Annotated in this window: 14 protein-coding genes and 1 tRNA gene; 14 read left to right on the top strand and 1 reads right to left on the bottom strand. The window is 54.7% G+C overall.

Translation table 11 applies throughout. The features are described 5' to 3' along the window. Positions 1-76 (top strand) — tRNA-Gly (locus NA330_RS10310). Positions 77-345: 269 nt separating this feature from the next. Here the strand turns inward: NA330_RS10310 and queG are convergent. Next, positions 346-1,485 (bottom strand): tRNA epoxyqueuosine(34) reductase QueG, encoded by a 1,140-nt coding sequence (gene queG / locus NA330_RS10305; RefSeq protein ID WP_001615111.1) that lies wholly within the window; start codon positions 1,483-1,485, stop codon positions 346-348. On the opposite strand from queG, the gene nnr reads away from it, so the two are divergent. The 13 genes from nnr (at position 1,484) to rnr (ending at position 16,621) form a co-directional block, all read left to right on the top strand. Continuing rightward, entirely contained in the window at positions 1,484-3,031 is a 1,548-nt protein-coding gene (gene nnr, locus NA330_RS10300; protein ID WP_000968675.1) for a bifunctional ADP-dependent NAD(P)H-hydrate dehydratase/NAD(P)H-hydrate epimerase, read from the top strand. The two genes, queG and nnr, sit on opposite strands and share 2 nt — an antisense overlap. After that, positions 3,003-3,464, top strand: a complete 462-nt coding sequence (gene tsaE, locus NA330_RS10295; RefSeq protein WP_023195852.1) for a tRNA (adenosine(37)-N6)-threonylcarbamoyltransferase complex ATPase subunit type 1 TsaE — start codon at positions 3,003-3,005, stop codon at positions 3,462-3,464. The genes nnr and tsaE overlap by 29 nt, the downstream gene beginning before the upstream one ends. Positions 3,465-3,480: 16 nt before the next feature. Beyond that, positions 3,481-4,803 (top strand): N-acetylmuramoyl-L-alanine amidase AmiB, encoded by a 1,323-nt coding sequence (amiB, locus tag NA330_RS10290; protein ID WP_000640354.1) that lies wholly within the window; start codon positions 3,481-3,483, stop codon positions 4,801-4,803. Between the two features lie 9 nt (positions 4,804-4,812). Beyond that, positions 4,813-6,669: a DNA mismatch repair endonuclease MutL gene (gene mutL, locus NA330_RS10285; protein ID WP_052894884.1), complete on the top strand. Its 1,857-nt coding sequence runs from the start codon at positions 4,813-4,815 to the stop codon at positions 6,667-6,669. Continuing rightward, positions 6,662-7,612: a tRNA (adenosine(37)-N6)-dimethylallyltransferase MiaA gene (miaA, locus tag NA330_RS10280; protein ID WP_001000734.1), complete on the top strand. Its 951-nt coding sequence runs from the start codon at positions 6,662-6,664 to the stop codon at positions 7,610-7,612. The genes mutL and miaA overlap by 8 nt, the downstream gene beginning before the upstream one ends. An 82-nt stretch (positions 7,613-7,694) precedes the next feature. Next, a complete protein-coding gene (gene hfq, locus NA330_RS10275; protein WP_001051875.1) occupies positions 7,695-8,003 on the top strand; it encodes an RNA chaperone Hfq in 309 nt (102 codons plus the stop codon). Between the two features lie 71 nt (positions 8,004-8,074). Continuing rightward, on the top strand, positions 8,075-9,355 hold the full coding sequence (gene hflX, locus NA330_RS10270; RefSeq protein ID WP_000460338.1) for a ribosome rescue GTPase HflX: 1,281 nt from the start codon (positions 8,075-8,077) through the stop codon (positions 9,353-9,355). A gap of 214 nt (positions 9,356-9,569) precedes the next feature. Continuing rightward, complete coding sequence (gene hflK / locus NA330_RS10265; protein ID WP_000312505.1) at positions 9,570-10,829, top strand: FtsH protease activity modulator HflK; 1,260 nt, start codon at positions 9,570-9,572, stop codon at positions 10,827-10,829. A 2-nt stretch (positions 10,830-10,831) separates the two neighbouring features. After that, the gene (hflC, locus tag NA330_RS10260) at positions 10,832-11,836 is read left to right on the top strand and encodes a protease modulator HflC (protein ID WP_001232417.1); all 1,005 of its coding nucleotides are present in this window, start codon (positions 10,832-10,834) and stop codon (positions 11,834-11,836) included. Between the two features lie 78 nt (positions 11,837-11,914). Further along, entirely contained in the window at positions 11,915-12,112 is a 198-nt protein-coding gene (locus tag NA330_RS10255) for a DUF2065 domain-containing protein (protein WP_001089290.1), read from the top strand. Between the two features lie 102 nt (positions 12,113-12,214). Beyond that, positions 12,215-13,513 (top strand): adenylosuccinate synthase, encoded by a 1,299-nt coding sequence (gene purA, locus NA330_RS10250; RefSeq protein ID WP_000527972.1) that lies wholly within the window; start codon positions 12,215-12,217, stop codon positions 13,511-13,513. 206 nt (positions 13,514-13,719) lie between these two features. Then, positions 13,720-14,145 carry a nitric oxide-sensing transcriptional repressor NsrR gene (nsrR, locus tag NA330_RS10245; RefSeq protein ID WP_001177632.1) on the top strand — a complete coding sequence of 142 codons (426 nt, stop codon included), beginning with the start codon at positions 13,720-13,722 and terminating at the stop codon, positions 14,143-14,145. A gap of 37 nt (positions 14,146-14,182) precedes the next feature. Next, complete coding sequence (gene rnr, locus NA330_RS10240; protein ID WP_000076354.1) at positions 14,183-16,621, top strand: ribonuclease R; 2,439 nt, start codon at positions 14,183-14,185, stop codon at positions 16,619-16,621. Positions 16,622-16,633 lie beyond the last annotated feature (12 nt).

The raw sequence follows: 16,633 nt of genomic DNA, 5'->3' as shown, positions 1-16,633 counted from the left end.
GCGGGAATAGCTCAGTTGGTAGAGCACGACCTTGCCAAGGTCGGGGTCGCGAGTTCGAGTCTCGTTTCCCGCTCCAATTCTTATCTACAGTAAAATTATCCACAACGAATATCGCGTTGGGGCACGTTTTGTTCCGCTTTCGTCAGATCCTTGTAAACAGACTTATCCACAGGTTGGCCCATTACTCCTGGAATGCAAAAAATCATACCTGACGCGTAGAATTTCTATAATTTACTGAAAAATATAGAAAAAATAAGATTTCAAAACGTTAGCGTTATTGACTATTCCTTTTTTCCCTCTTGAATCGCAATGTGTTTTTATTTTTATACACAGCCTGTGAATAATTCAGGCATCGCGCACCAGCCCTTTTTCAATCACCCTGACCAGACGCTGTTTTTTCGGTAGCTGCACTTCAATGATGCAGGCGTTCCGCTTTTCAATTTGTTGCGCAATCGCCCATTCGATATGCTCATCAAGAAGTGGATGCTCACCCTTGCGGCTTTCCAGCGCCGTAATGACGGCATTACTCCACGGCGCATTCCCCAGCGCGACGGCAACATTGCGCAGCCAGCGTAAATGACCAATGCGCCGAATCGCAGAACCTTCAGTGACTTTCAGAAACTGCGCTTCGCTCCAGCTAAACAACTCAACCAAATCTGGATTATGCAGCGCCTTGCGTGGGCTAAAATCTGCTTCGTCGGTCAACTGAGAGTAACGATTCCACGGACAGATAAGCTGGCAGTCATCGCAGCCGTAAATACGGTTGCCTATCAGTGGGCGAAATGCTTCCGGAATAGCGCCTTCCAGCTCAATGGTGAGATAAGAAATACAGCGCCGCGCGTCCACCGTATACGGTTCGACAATCGCCCCGGTCGGGCAAATGGTCATACAGGCGACGCATTTGCCGCAACCTTCCTCGACCGGCTGGTCGACCGGCAGCGGTAAATCAATCAACAATTCCCCCAGGAAAAAGAATGAGCCTGCCTCCCGATTAAGGATAAGTGAGTGCTTACCCGTCCAGCCAAGTCCGGCTTTTTCCGCTAATGGGCGTTCAAGAATAGGCGCAGAGTCGACAAACGGTCTAAAATTCAGCGAACCGCAGTACTGCTGGATCTGCTCGCCCAGTTTTTTAAGGCGGCTGCGTAACAGCTTGTGATAATCACGCCCCAGCGCATATCGGCTAACGTAGCCCAGCGTGGGATCCTTCAACGTACTGGCAAACGCGGCGTTGGCGGGCAGATAGTTCATGCGCACGCTGATGACACGTAGCGTACCGGGTAAGAGTTCATGAGGCCGGGCGCGCATCATACCGTGGCGCGCCATCCATGCCATCTCGCCGTGGTATTGTTTGTCCAGCCACGCCTGCAGCGCAGGTTCGGATGCGCGCAGATCGGTATCAGTAATACCGACCTGCTGAAAGCCCAGCTCCAGCCCCCACTGCTTAATATTTTGCGCTAACTGATTGAGATCGAGGGGCTTTGACATGATGGACCATAACATGAAGAAAAACCCTGTAAGTATACCACACTCCATTTGGCCCGCCGATGACATCAAACGGCTGGAACGCGATGCGGCGGATGCCTTCGGACTCACACTCTATGAATTGATGCTGCGCGCTGGCGACGCGGCATTTCGGGTAGCCCGTGACAGTTATCCTGACACCCGACACTGGCTGGTGTTGTGTGGTCATGGCAACAACGGCGGCGATGGTTACGTCGTGGCGCGACTAGCGCAAGCGGCGGGCATTAGCGTAACGTTGCTGGCGCAGGAGAGCGACAAACCGTTACCTGAAGAAGCGGCGCAGGCGCGCGATGCCTGGCTGAATGCCGGCGGCATTATCCATGCTGCCGATATTATCTGGCCGGAAGCGACGGATCTAATTATCGACGCGCTGCTTGGCACCGGCATAGCCCAGGCGCCGCGCGACCCGGTAGCCGGTCTGATTGAACAGGCGAACGCCCATCCTGCGCCGGTTGTCGCCGTCGATATCCCGTCAGGTCTGCTGGCGCAAACGGGCGCCACGCCTGGCGCGGTGATAAGCGCCGCGCATACGGTCACGTTTATCGCCCTGAAACCAGGCCTGCTGACCGGCAAAGCGCGTGACGTTACCGGCATACTGCATTATGACGCGTTGGGACTGGAAGGTTGGCTGGCGAGCCAGACGCCGCCGCTCCGGCGTTTTGACGCGACGCAGTTGGGGCAATGGTTAACGCCGCGTCGACCGACCTCGCATAAGGGCGATCATGGTCGTCTGGCGATTATCGGCGGCGACCAGGGAACAGCGGGCGCGATTCGGATGGCTGGCGAGGCGGCGCTGCGTACGGGGGCTGGGTTGGTCAGAGTTCTGACTCGCGGTGAAAACATCGCGCCGTTGCTGACGGCCCGCCCGGAACTGATGGTACATGAACTCACGCCTCAGTCGCTGGAAGAGAGCCTGACCTGGGCTGACGTTGTGGTGATCGGCCCGGGGCTTGGGCAGCAGGAATGGGGCAAAAAAGCCTTACAGAAAGTAGAAAACGTCCGTAAACCTATGCTGTGGGATGCGGATGCGTTGAACCTACTGGCAATCAATCCTGATAAACGTCACAATCGCGTGATTACGCCGCATCCGGGAGAGGCAGCCCGCCTGTTAGGATGTTCTGTGGCAGAAATTGAAAGTGATCGCTTACTTTCAGCGCAGCGTCTGGTAAAACGGTACGGAGGCGTGGTCGTGTTAAAAGGCGCAGGAACGATTATCGCCGCTGAACACCACCCTCTGGCTATCATTGACGCTGGTAATGCGGGGATGGCGAGCGGCGGGATGGGCGATGTCCTGTCCGGCATCATCGGCGCATTGCTCGGACAGAAGTTTACCCCGTATGATGCGGCATGTGTGGGATGTGTGGCTCACGGCGCGGCGGCGGACTTACTGGCAGCGCGTTATGGCGCTCGCGGCATGTTGGCGACCGATCTTTTTACTACGCTGCGGCGTATTGTTAACCCTGATGTGATTGACGTAAACCATGATGAATCGAGTAATTCCGCTACCTGACGAACAGGCGACGCTAGACCTGGGGCAACGGGTAGCCAACGCCTGCAATGGCGCGACCGTTATTTATCTGTATGGCGATTTAGGTGCCGGTAAAACGACGTTTAGCCGGGGATTTTTACAGGCGTTAGGCCATACCGGTAATGTAAAAAGCCCCACCTATACGCTGGTAGAGCCTTATACGCTTGATAACATGATGGTATATCACTTCGACTTATACCGTCTTGCGGACCCGGAGGAGCTGGAGTTTATGGGCATTCGCGATTATTTCGCCAACGACGCCATTTGTCTGGTGGAGTGGCCGCAACAAGGTAAAGGCGTTCTCCCCGACCCGGACGTCGAAATCCATATTGATTACCAGGCGCAGGGGCGTGAGGCTCGCGTAAGCGCGGTATCCTCATCGGGTCATTCGTTACTAGCGCGTTTAGCCGATTAGCTATAAAGGTGGCGGGATGATTTATCGCATCAAAAATGCCGTAATAGCAGCCTTAATCCTGCTGTGCGCGCAGGCGGGCGCCGCCAGTCTCTCTGATATTCAGGTGTCCAACGGCGAGCAGCAGGCGCGCATTACGCTGAGTTTTATCGGCGAGCCGGAATATGCTTACTCACAGGACGGTAAACGGACCGTGGCGCTGGATATCAGGCAGACCGGCGTGATTCAGGGGCTGCCGCTTCAGTTTAGCGGTAACAATCTGGTAAAAACGATCCGTGCCGGAACGCCGAAAGATGCGCAATCTTTACGGTTGCTTGTCGATCTGACGGAAAATGGTAAAACCGAGGCTGTGAAGCGGCAAAACGGCGGCAACTATACGGTCATTTTCACCATTAATGCCGATGTTCCGCCGCCACCACCACCGCCTGTCGTCGCGAAACGGGTTGAAAGCGCGCCCCGCCCGACGGAGCCTGCCCGTAATCCGTTTAAATCTTCTGATGATCGCCTGACCGGCGTAACCAGCAGCAATACCGTTACGCGGCCTGCGGCGCGCGCGTCGGCAGGCGCTGGCGATAAAGTGGTGATTGCTATTGATGCCGGACATGGAGGCCAGGACCCCGGCGCGATAGGCCCGGGCGGTACGCGCGAGAAAAATGTCACCATCGCCATCGCGCGTAAGTTACGCACATTACTGAATAACGATCCGATGTTTAAAGGCGTGCTGACGCGTGACGGCGACTATTTTATTTCGGTGATGGGGCGGTCTGACGTGGCGCGTAAGCAAAACGCCAACTTTCTTGTCTCTATTCATGCGGATGCCGCGCCAAATCGCGACGCCACCGGCGCCTCCGTCTGGGTATTGTCCAATCGTCGCGCGAACAGCGAAATGGCAAACTGGCTTGAGCAGCATGAGAAGCAATCCGAACTGTTAGGCGGCGCTGGCGATGTGCTGGCGAACAGTCAGTCAGACCCTTACCTGAGCCAGGCGGTACTGGATTTGCAATTCGGTCATTCGCAGCGGGTAGGGTATGATGTGGCGACGAACGTACTAAGCCAACTCGACGGCGTGGGGTCGCTGCATAAACGCCGCCCGGAACACGCGAGCCTGGGCGTGTTGCGTTCGCCGGATATCCCGTCCATTTTGGTGGAGACGGGCTTTATCAGTAATCACGGCGAAGAGCGATTGCTGGCGAGCGACCGCTATCAGCAGCAGATTGCTGACGCTATATACCGGGGGTTGCGTAAGTACTTTGCAGCGCATCCGATCCAGTCTGCGCCGCAGGGCGGCCCAGGCCAGACGGCCAGTACCAACCAGCCTGGCGCCATAACCGCCGCGAATTAAGGAGATTTCATGCCGATTCAGGTTCTGCCGCCGCAGCTTGCGAACCAAATCGCCGCTGGCGAAGTGGTGGAACGCCCTGCGTCGGTTGTTAAAGAGCTGGTAGAGAATAGTCTGGATGCAGGCGCCACCCGCGTTGATATCGACATCGAGCGTGGCGGCGCGAAGCTTATTCGTATTCGCGACAATGGCTGCGGCATTAAAAAAGAGGAGCTGGCGCTGGCGCTGGCCCGTCATGCCACCAGTAAAATCGCCTCGCTTGACGATCTGGAAGCGATTATCAGTCTGGGATTTCGCGGCGAAGCGCTGGCCAGTATCAGTTCGGTCTCGCGTTTGACGCTAACGTCGCGCACGGCGGAGCAGGCGGAAGCCTGGCAGGCGTATGCGGAAGGGCGCGACATGGACGTGACGGTAAAACCCGCCGCGCACCCGGTCGGCACCACCCTGGAAGTTCTGGATCTCTTTTATAATACGCCCGCCCGGCGCAAATTCATGCGTACCGAAAAAACGGAATTTAATCACATCGATGAGATCATCCGTCGTATTGCATTGGCCCGTTTTGACGTCACGCTTAACCTGTCGCACAACGGCAAATTGGTACGGCAGTATCGCGCTGTCGCAAAGGACGGGCAAAAAGAGCGCCGGTTAGGCGCCATCTGCGGGACGCCGTTTCTCGAACAGGCACTGGCGATCGAGTGGCAGCATGGCGATCTGACCCTGCGCGGCTGGGTCGCCGATCCGAATCACACCACCACGGCGTTAACGGAGATCCAGTACTGCTATGTGAATGGCCGCATGATGCGCGACCGCTTGATCAACCATGCCATTCGCCAGGCCTGTGAAGATAAACTGGGCGCGGACCAACAGCCTGCGTTTGTGCTGTATCTGGAGATTGACCCGCATCAGGTGGATGTCAATGTTCATCCCGCCAAGCACGAAGTGCGTTTTCATCAATCCCGGCTGGTGCACGACTTCATCTATCAAGGGGTGCTGAGCGTTCTGCAACAGCAGACGGAAACGACGCTGCCGCTTGAGGACATTGCGCCAGCGCCGCGGCATGTCCCGGAAAACCGTATCGCCGCCGGGCGCAACCATTTTGCTGTACCCGCCGAGCCAACTGCGGCGCGCGAGCCCGCGACACCGCGTTATTCCGGCGGCGCATCGGGCGGTAACGGCGGGCGTCAGTCCGCGGGTGGTTGGCCGCACGCGCAGCCAGGTTATCAGAAGCAGCAGGGCGAGGTTTATCGCGCGCTTTTACAGACGCCGACGACGAGCCCCGCGCCGGAGCCGGTTGCGCCTGCGCTTGACGGACATAGCCAGAGTTTCGGTCGCGTACTGACAATAGTCGGCGGTGACTGCGCGTTGCTGGAACACGCGGGGACTATCCAGCTCTTGTCGCTGCCGGTTGCGGAGCGTTGGCTGCGTCAGGCGCAGCTTACACCGGGTCAAAGTCCGGTTTGCGCGCAGCCGTTGCTGATTCCGCTGCGTTTAAAAGTGAGCGCCGATGAAAAAGCCGCGCTGCAAAAAGCCCAATCTTTGTTGGGAGAATTGGGTATTGAATTTCAGTCAGATGCGCAGCATGTGACCATTCGGGCGGTGCCTTTACCCTTACGACAACAAAATTTACAAATCTTGATTCCTGAACTGATAGGCTACCTGGCGCAACAGACCACATTTGCAACGGTCAATATTGCACAATGGATAGCGCGTAATGTGCAGAGCGAACATCCGCAGTGGTCGATGGCGCAGGCCATATCGCTGCTGGCGGATGTTGAGCGGCTATGTCCGCAGCTGGTAAAAGCGCCGCCGGGTGGCCTGTTACAACCTGTTGATTTACATTCGGCGATGAACGCCCTGAAGCATGAATGATGTAAGCAAGGCGAGCCTGCCTAAGGCGATATTTTTGATGGGGCCGACGGCCTCCGGCAAAACGGCGCTGGCGATAGAACTGCGTAAAGTTTTGCCAGTAGAGTTGATAAGCGTTGATTCCGCCCTCATTTATCGGGGGATGGATATTGGCACGGCTAAGCCGAATGCCGATGAGCTGAAAGCGGCGCCGCATCGACTGCTGGATATACGCGACCCGTCGCAGGCGTATTCGGCGGCGGATTTTCGCCGCGACGCGTTAGCGCAAATGGCGGAGATCACCGCTGCGGGGCGTATCCCGCTGTTAGTGGGCGGTACCATGCTGTATTTTAAGGCATTGCTGGAAGGGTTATCGCCGCTGCCTTCAGCAGATCCGGAAGTCAGATCCCGGATAGAGCAGCAAGCAGCGGAGCTTGGATGGGAGGCGTTGCATCAGCAACTTCAGGAGATAGATCCGGTTGCCGCCGCGCGAATTCATCCAAATGATCCGCAAAGACTTTCCCGGGCACTGGAAGTTTTTTTCATTTCGGGTAAAACTTTAACGGAGCTAACGCAAACGTCAGGAGACGCGCTACCGTACCAGGTGCATCAGTTCGCTATCGCCCCGGCGAGCCGTGAACTGCTCCATCAGCGCATTGAACTGCGTTTTCATCAGATGTTGGCTTCAGGTTTTGAAGCAGAAGTCCGGGCGCTTTTTGCCCGAGGAGATTTGCATACGGACTTGCCTTCCATCCGTTGTGTGGGATACCGCCAGATGTGGTCATACATTGAGGGCGAAATCTCATATGATGAAATGGTTTATAGAGGTGTTTGCGCCACGAGACAGTTGGCGAAGCGCCAGATGACCTGGTTGCGCGGTTGGGAAGGGGTGCGCTGGCTTGACAGTGAGAATCCCGATCGGGCGCGAAAAGAAGTATTACAGGTTGTTGGTGCTATCGCAGACTGAATGTGTACAATTGAGACGTATCGTGCGCAATTTTTCAGAATCGAAAGGTTCAAAGTACAAATAAGCATATAAGGAAAAGAGAATGGCTAAGGGGCAATCTTTACAAGATCCGTTCCTGAACGCATTGCGTCGGGAACGTGTTCCAGTTTCTATTTATTTGGTGAATGGTATTAAGCTGCAAGGTCAAATCGAGTCCTTTGATCAGTTCGTGATCCTGTTGAAAAACACGGTCAGCCAGATGGTTTATAAGCACGCGATTTCTACTGTTGTCCCGTCTCGCCCGGTTTCCCATCACAGCAACAATGCCGGTGGCGGCGCCAGCAATAACTACCATCACGGTAGCAACGCGCAGGGTTCTACTGCGCAACAGGACAGCGAAGAGACTGAATAAGTTCACGCGCTGTTTATCCATGTCGGGGGCGTCGGATAATCGCCCCCGCTGGTTATTAAGAGGGTTTACGCTTGTTTGACCGTTATGATGCCGGTGAGCAGGCGGTACTGGTACACATCTATTTTTCGCAAGACAAAGATATGGAAGACCTCCAGGAGTTTGAATCTCTGGTCTCTTCCGCCGGTGTCGAAGCAATGCAGGTGATTACCGGTAGCCGTAAAGCACCGCACCCGAAGTACTTTGTAGGTGAAGGTAAGGCAGTTGAAATTGCGGAAGCCGTGAAAGCGACTGGCGCAGCGGTCGTATTGTTTGATCATGCATTGAGTCCAGCCCAGGAGCGAAACCTGGAGCGTTTGTGCGAGTGCCGGGTTATCGATCGCACCGGTCTTATCTTAGATATTTTTGCCCAACGTGCGCGAACCCACGAAGGTAAGTTGCAGGTTGAGCTGGCGCAGCTACGCCATCTGGCTACGCGTCTGGTGCGTGGCTGGACCCACCTTGAACGTCAGAAAGGCGGGATTGGTTTGCGCGGTCCGGGTGAAACCCAGCTCGAAACCGACCGTCGTTTACTGCGTAATCGCATTGTGCAGATTCAGTCGCGCCTGGAGAAAGTTGAGAAGCAACGTGAGCAGGGGCGGCAGTCGCGCATCAAGGCCGACGTTCCGACGGTATCGCTGGTGGGCTATACCAACGCCGGAAAATCCACCCTTTTTAATCAGATCACTGAAGCGCGGGTCTATGCGGCAGATCAGCTATTTGCGACGCTGGACCCCACATTACGTCGTATTGATGTAGCGGATGTCGGTGAAACCGTTCTGGCGGATACGGTAGGCTTTATCCGCCATTTACCGCACGATCTGGTGGCTGCCTTTAAAGCTACCCTGCAAGAGACGCGTCAGGCGACGCTGCTGCTGCATGTGGTCGATGCGGCGGATGTTCGTGTGCAGGAAAACATCGAGGCGGTAAACACCGTTCTCGAAGAGATTGACGCTCACGAAATCCCCACCTTAATGGTGATGAACAAAATCGATATGCTGGACGACTTTGAACCGCGTATCGACAGAGATGAAGAGAATAAACCCATCCGCGTTTGGCTTTCAGCGCAAAGCGGCGTGGGGATACCACAGCTTTTTCAGGCTTTGACGGAGCGTCTTTCCGGCGAGGTGGCGCAGCATACGCTGCGTTTGCCGCCGCAGGAAGGGCGTCTGAGAAGCCGGTTTTATCAGCTTCAGGCAATAGAAAAAGAGTGGATGGAGGAAGACGGTAGCGTCAGTCTGCAGGTACGAATGCCGATTGTCGACTGGCGTCGCCTCTGTAAACAAGAACCGGCGTTGATCGAATACGTGATCTAGACGCGAAGTCATTCAGGTCGTATTGAGGCGGTAGCTGAGAGAATCTCAGGAGCTCACAACTAAGTGACCTGGGGTAAAAAAGCCGCCACTCAAGACGCAGCCTGAAAGATGATGTCTGTAACGGCGGTTCGTCTGAAGCATGGAGTAATTTCGCCTTATCCTCTGAGGTCGAAAGACAACGGGGATCACCGCATAACAAATATGGAGCACAAACATGGCGTGGAATCAGCCCGGTAATAACGGACAGGACCGCGACCCGTGGGGAAGCAGCAAACCTGGCAGCAACTCTGGGGGAAATGGAAACAAAGGTGGCCGCGATCAGGGACCTCCCGATCTGGATGATATCTTCCGTAAGCTGAGTAAAAAACTCGGTGGTTTTGGGGGCGGTAAAGGCACCGGTTCCGGCGGCGGTAGCTCATCGCAAGGCCCGCGTCCGCAACTGGGAGGCCGTATTGTCGCCATCGCCGCGGCGGCAGTAGTCATTATCTGGGCGGCCAGCGGTTTTTATACCATTAAAGAAGCCGAGCGTGGCGTTGTGACGCGTTTTGGTAAATTCAGCCATCTGGTAGAGCCAGGTCTGAACTGGAAGCCGACATTTATTGACGACGTCACGCCGGTGAACGTCGAAGCGGTGCGCGAACTGGCGGCGTCAGGCGTGATGCTGACGTCTGATGAAAACGTCGTGCGTGTTGAAATGAACGTGCAATACCGCGTCACCGATCCGCAGAAATATCTGTTTAGCGTGACCAGCCCGGACGATAGCCTACGTCAGGCCACCGACAGCGCGCTGCGTGGCGTCATTGGTAAATACACAATGGATCGCATCCTGACCGAAGGCCGTACCGTTATTCGTAGCGATACCCAACGCGAGCTGGAAGAGACTATCAAACCGTACAACATGGGGATTACCCTGCTGGACGTGAACTTCCAGGCTGCGCGCCCGCCGGAAGAGGTGAAAGCCGCCTTTGACGACGCGATTGCCGCACGTGAAAACGAGCAGCAGTACATTCGTGAAGCGGAAGCGTATACTAACGAAGTTCAGCCGCGCGCCAACGGTCAGGCGCAGCGTATTCTGGAAGAGGCACGCGCCTATAAAACCCAGACTATCCTGGAAGCGCAGGGTGAAGTCGCCCGGTTTGCGAAGATTTTGCCGGAATATAAAGCCGCGCCGCAGATTACACGCGAGCGTCTGTATATTGAAACGATGGAAAAAGTGCTGAGCCATACCCGTAAAGTACTGGTTAACGACAAGAGCGGTAATTTAATGGTGCTGCCGTTAGATCAGATGCTGAAAGGCGGGAATGCGCCGGCGGCAAAGAGCGACAATAGCGCCAGCAACCTGCTGCGCCTGCCGCCGTCCACAAAGTCTAACGCCAGCGGAGCAAGCAACACGTCGTCCTCAAATCAGGGCGATATTATGGACCAACGCCGCGCGAATGCGCAGCGTAACGACTACCAGCGTCAGGGGGAATAACGATGCGTAAGTCAGTTATTGCGATTATCATCATCGTGCTGGTAGTGCTCTACATGTCCGTCTTTGTGGTCAAAGAGGGCGAGCGCGGCATTACGCTGCGTTTTGGTAAAGTTCTGCGTGACGATGAGAACAAACCGTTGGTTTACGCGCCGGGTCTGCACTTTAAGATCCCGTTTATTGAATCAGTGAAAATGCTTGATGCGCGTATCCAGACGATGGATAACCAGGCCGATCGCTTTGTGACTAAAGAGAAGAAAGACCTGATTGTCGACTCCTACATCAAATGGCGTATCAGCGACTTTAGCCGTTACTATCTGGCGACCGGCGGCGGCGATATTTCGCAAGCCGAAGTGCTGTTAAAACGTAAATTCTCGGACCGTTTGCGTTCTGAGATTGGTCGCCTGGACGTAAAAGACATCGTGACCGATTCTCGTGGTCGTCTGACTCTGGAAGTGCGCGACGCGCTGAACTCCGGTTCAGCCGGTACCGATGATGAAGTAGCGACCCCGGCGGCGGATGACGCGATTGCCGAAGCGGCGGAACGCGTTACGGCGGAAACCAAAGGTAAAGTACCGGTCATCAACCCGAACAGTATGGCGGCGTTGGGTATCGAAGTGGTCGATGTGCGTATTAAGCAGATCAACCTGCCGACCGAGGTTTCTGAGGCGATTTACAACCGTATGCGCGCCGAGCGTGAAGCGGTCGCGCGTCGTCATCGCTCACAAGGTCAGGAAGAAGCGGAAAAACTGCGTGCGGCTGCTGACTATGAGGTGACGAAAACTCTGGCGGAAGCCGAGCGTCAGGGGCGTATCATGCGTGGTGAAGGTGATGCTGAAGCCGCGAAGCTGTTTGCCGACGCGTTCAGCCAGGACCCTGATTTCTACGCGTTCATTCGTAGTCTGCGCGCTTACGAGAAGAGCTTCGAAGGTAATCAGGACGTGATGGTACTGAGCCCGGACAGCGATTTCTTCCGCTACATGAAGACACCGAGTTCGACGACACGCTAAAATAGCGTCAGCGGTTTTAGACCAGCAAAACCACCGCATCCAAAGGATGCCGGTGGTTTTCTTTTATAAGGGCGATAAATGAATTCAACAATCTGGTTGGCGCTTGCTCTGGTATTAGTCCTCGAAGGGCTGGGACCGATGCTGTATCCCGGCGCATGGAAAAAAATGGTTTCGGCACTGGCGCAACTGCCGGAAAATGTTTTACGACGTTTTGGCGGCGGACTTGTGGTTGCGGGAGTTGTGGTCTACTACATGTTGAGGAAAACGATTGGCTGAACAAAAAGTGGTCGGATTTGCCGCAGATTGAGTGCAAAAAGTGCTGTATATCTGAAAAAGCGATGGTAGAATCCATTTTTAAGCAAACGGTGATTTTGAAAAATGGGTAACAACGTCGTCGTACTGGGCACCCAATGGGGTGACGAAGGTAAAGGAAAGATCGTCGATCTTCTGACTGAACGGGCTAAATATGTTGTACGCTACCAGGGCGGTCACAACGCAGGCCATACTCTCGTAATCAACGGTGAAAAAACCGTTCTCCATCTTATTCCATCAGGTATTCTTCGCGAGAATGTAACCAGCATCATCGGTAACGGTGTTGTGCTGTCTCCGAGCGCGCTGATGAAAGAGATGAAAGAACTGGAAGACCGTGGCATCCCCGTTCGTGAGCGTCTGCTGCTGTCTGAAGCCTGTCCGCTGATCCTTGATTATCACGTTGCGCTGGATAACGCGCGTGAGAAAGCGCGTGGCGCGAAAGCGATCGGCACCACCGGTCGTGGAATCGGGCCTGCTTATGAAGATAAAGTGGCACGTCGCGGTCTGCGTGTTGGTGACCTTTTCGACAAAGAAACCTTCGCTGAAAAACTGAAAGAAGTGATGGAATATCACAACTTCCAGTTGGTTAACTACTACAAAGCTGAAGCGGTTGATTACCAGAAAGTTCTGGATGATACGATGGCTGTTGCCGACATCCTGACTTCTATGGTTGTTGACGTTTCGGACCTGCTCGACCAGGCGCGTCAGCGTGGCGATTTCGTCATGTTTGAAGGTGCGCAGGGTACCCTGCTGGATATCGACCACGGTACTTATCCGTACGTAACTTCTTCTAACACCACTGCAGGTGGCGTGGCGACCGGTTCCGGCCTGGGCCCGCGTTATGTTGATTACGTTCTGGGTATCCTCAAAGCTTACTCCACTCGTGTAGGTGCAGGTCCGTTCCCGACCGAACTGTTTGATGAAACCGGCGAGTTCCTCTGCAAGCAGGGTAACGAATACGGCGCCACTACCGGCCGTCGTCGTCGTACCGGCTGGCTGGACACCGTTGCCGTTCGTCGTGCGGTACAGCTGAACTCCCTGTCTGGCTTCTGCCTGACCAAACTGGACGTGCTGGATGGCCTGAAAGAGGTGAAACTCTGCGTGGCTTATCGTATGCCGGATGGCCGCGAAGTGACTACCACTCCGCTGGCAGCTGACGACTGGAAAGGTGTAGAGCCGATTTACGAAACCATGCCGGGCTGGTCTGAATCCACCTTCGGCGTGAAAGATCGTAGCGGCCTGCCGCAGGCGGCGCTGAACTACATCAAACGTATCGAAGAACTGACCGGCGTGCCGATTGATATTATTTCTACCGGCCCCGATCGTACTGAGACGATGATTCTGCGCGATCCGTTCGACGCGTAAATCTGGTACGCCTGGCAGATATTTTGCTTGCCGGGCTAACAGTGTGATACATTGCTGTGTCGGGTAAGCCATTACGCTATCCGACACAGTGCTAAATCCTCGCTTTTTTCCTTCCTGAACCGAAATAAATTAGCAGCCTGACAGGTGGCTGGTTTATCATCAATACAGATAAGTTATATCCCGTTTTCCCTTTTCCTGAGGTTGATGTGCAGTTAACGAGTTTCACCGATTACGGCTTACGTGCGCTAATCTATATGGCGTCGTTACCAGATGGACGAATGACCAGCATTTCTGAGGTGACAGAAGTCTACGGCGTGTCCCGTAATCATATGGTCAAAATTATCAATCAGCTTAGCCGGGCGGGCTTTGTCACCGCCGTTCGGGGAAAAAATGGCGGTATCCGCCTGGGTAAACCGGCTAATACTATTTGTATTGGCGATGTGGTGCGTGAGCTGGAACCCTTATCACTGGTCAACTGTAGCAGCGAATTTTGCCACATCACCCCTGCCTGTCGTCTGAAACAGGCGCTTTCTAAGGCCGTGCAGAGTTTTCTCAAGGAGCTGGATAACTACACGCTTGCCGATTTGGTTGAAGAGAATCAACCGCTTTATAAATTATTACTGGTGGAGTGAAGTAAACTTCATTAGAGATGACAATGGAGGAACCTCAATGTCACAAGATCCTTTCCAGGAACGCGAAGCAGAAAAATACGCGAATCCTATCCCGAGCCGGGAATTTATCCTCGAACATTTAACGAAACGTGAAAAACCGGCCAGTCGCGAAGAACTGGCCGTAGAACTGAATATTGAAGGCGAAGAGCAGCTTGAAGCCTTGCGTCGCCGCCTGCGCGCGATGGAGCGCGATGGACAACTGGTCTTTACCCGCCGCCAGTGCTATGCGCTGCCGGAACGCCTCGACCTGCTGAAAGGCACCGTGATCGGTCATCGTGATGGTTACGGTTTCTTACGTGTCGAAGGCCGCAAAGACGATCTGTATCTTTCCAGCGAGCAGATGAAAACCTGTATTCATGGCGATCAGGTGCTGGCGCAGCCGCTGGGCGCCGATCGTAAAGGTCGCCGCGAAGCGCGTATCGTCCGTGTACTGGTACCGAAAACCAGTCAGATAGTCGGGCGTTATTTCACCGATGCGGGCGTCGGCTTTGTGGTGCCGGACGACAGCCGCCTAAGCTTCGACATTCTTATCCCGCCAGAAGACGTCATGGGCGCGCGGATGGGGTTCGTGGTCGTGGTTGAACTGACCCAACGTCCAACTCGCCGTACTAAAGCAGTAGGGAAAATCGTCGAAGTGCTGGGCGACAATATGGGCACCGGTATGGCGGTTGATATGGCGCTGCGTACCCATGAAATACCTTACATCTGGCCGCAGGCGGTAGAGCAGCAGGTCGCCGGGCTGAAAGAAGAGGTGCCGGAAGAGGCGAAAGTCGGTCGTGTCGATCTGCGCGATTTGCCGCTGGTCACTATTGATGGCGAAGATGCCCGTGACTTTGACGACGCGGTTTACTGTGAGAAAAAACGCGGCGGCGGCTGGCGTTTGTGGGTCGCTATTGCTGACGTGAGCTATTATGTACGGCCGCCAACGCCGTTGGATCGCGAGGCGCGCAATCGCGGCACGTCGGTTTACTTCCCGTCACAGGTTGTCCCAATGTTGCCGGAGGTGCTCTCCAACGGCCTGTGTTCGCTAAACCCGCAGGTTGACAGGCTGTGTATGGTCTGTGAAATGACCATCTCGGCGAAAGGTCGGCTGACCGGCTACAAATTCTATGAAGCGGTGATGAGCTCCCATGCGCGTCTGACCTATACCAAAGTCTGGCATATGCTGCAGGGCGATCAGGATCTGCGTGAACAATATGCGCCGCTGGTGAAGCATATTGAAGAGCTGCACAACCTCTACAAAGTGCTGGATAAAGCGCGTGAAGAGCGCGGGGGGATCTCGTTTGAGAGCGAAGAGGCGAAATTTATCTTTAATGCCGATCGTCGCATTGAGCGTATCGAACAGACCCAGCGTAATGACGCGCATAAGCTTATCGAAGAGTGCATGATCATGGCGAATATCTCGGCGGCGCGCTTTGTCGAAAAAGCTAAAGAGCCGGCGTTATTCCGTATTCATGATAAGCCCACCACCGAAGCGATCACCTCATTCCGCTCCGTACTGGCGGAGCTGGGGTTGGAGCTTCCGGGCGGAAACAAACCGGAACCGCGCGATTATGCCGAACTGCTTGAATCGATTGCCGACCGGCCGGACGCCGAAATGCTGCAAACTATGCTGCTGCGTTCAATGAAGCAGGCGATTTACGATCCGGAAAACCGCGGGCACTTTGGCCTGGCGTTGCAGTCTTATGCGCACTTTACCTCGCCGATTCGCCGCTATCCGGATCTTTCTTTGCACCGCGCCATTAAGTACCTGCTGGCGAAAGAGCAAGGGAACAAGGGCAACACCACAGAAACGGGCGGTTATCACTACTCGATGGAAGAGATGTTGCAGCTCGGCCAACACTGTTCGATGGCGGAACGCCGCGCTGATGAAGCGACGCGTGATGTCTCCGACTGGCTGAAATGTGACTTTATGCTGGATCAGGTAGGCAACGTCTTTAAGGGCGTGATTGCCAGCGTCACCGGTTTCGGCTTCTTTGTCCGTCTTGATGAACTGTTTATTGATGGGCTGGTACACGTTTCCTCACTGGATAACGATTACTATCGCTTCGATCAGGTAGGGCAACGTCTGATTGGCGAGTCCGGCGGGCAGACATATCGCCTGGGCGACCGGGTCGAGGTACGCGTCGAAGCGGTGAATATGGACGAACGGAAAATTGACTTTAGCCTGATCTCCAGCGAGCGCGCACCGCGTAACGTCGGCAAAACGGCGCGTGAAAAAGCGAAAAAAGGTGAAAGTAAAAACGCCGGTAAACGTCGTCAGGTAGGTAAAAAAGTTAACTTCGAGCCTGATAGCGCCTTCCGCGGCGAGAAAAAAGCGAAGCCGAAAGCAGCGAAAAAAGACGCGAGAAAAGCAAAAAAGCCATCGGCTAAAACGCAGAAAATAGCCGCAGCGACCAAAGCGAAGCGTGCGGCGAAGAAAAAAGCGGCAGAGTGAGCAATACCCTCT

This window comes from Salmonella sp. NW722, from assembly GCF_051702785.1.
GTDB lineage: Bacteria > Pseudomonadota > Gammaproteobacteria > Enterobacterales > Enterobacteriaceae > Salmonella > Salmonella enterica.
The sequence above is the reverse complement of the archived record's forward strand: the minus strand, read 5'-3'. Positions and strand labels throughout refer to the sequence as shown.